1 pseudogene is annotated in these 604 nt (G+C 76.5%); it reads left to right on the forward strand.

The features are described 5' to 3' along the window. Nucleotides 1–85 precede the first annotated feature (85 nt). Nucleotides 86–604 (forward strand): annotated as a pseudogene (locus A5714_RS27250) (hypothetical protein); the annotation flags it as partial.

A 604-nucleotide genomic window follows, 5' to 3' on the forward strand; every position in this document is an offset into this window, starting at 1 on the left:
AGATTCAGATCCGCCGGGTGGCCCAGCGCCTGTTGAAGTTCGGCGCAAAGTGACGGGCCCGGGCCGCGCGGCCACCGCCGTCGACCTGGCGCTCGCGCTGCGCGGCGTGCTGGCGCCGGTGCTCGGCGGTGAGCCCGCGATCGAGAACCTGCGCGCCCTGACCGGCGGCGCCAGCCGGACCACCTGGGCGTTCGACGCGGACCTGGCCGGACGACGCCGCTCGCTCATCCTGCGTACCGGGCCGCCCGAGGCCGTGCACGCCGGCATGGAGCTCGAGGCCAGCGCCCAGGCCGCCGCCGCGGCGGCGGGCGCGCCCGTCCCGCACGTCCTAATCGCCGCCGATTCCCTTGACGCCTCGGGCGGCCCGGTACGCAGGATGAGCGAGCGGCGTCGTCCGGCCAGGTCCGCGTCGAACGCCCAGGTGGTCCGGCTGGCGCCGCCGGTCAGGGCGCGCAGGTTCTCGATCGCGGGCTCACCGCCGAGCACCGGCGCCAGCACGCCGCGCAGCGCGAGCGCCAGGTCGACGGCGGTGGCCGCGCGGCCCGGGCCCGTCACTTTGCGCCGAACTTCAACAGGCGCTGGGCCACCCGGCGGATCTGAATCT

It is taken from the genome of Mycobacterium sp. E2462 (assembly GCF_001672685.1).
Taxonomy (GTDB): domain Bacteria; phylum Actinomycetota; class Actinomycetes; order Mycobacteriales; family Mycobacteriaceae; genus Mycobacterium.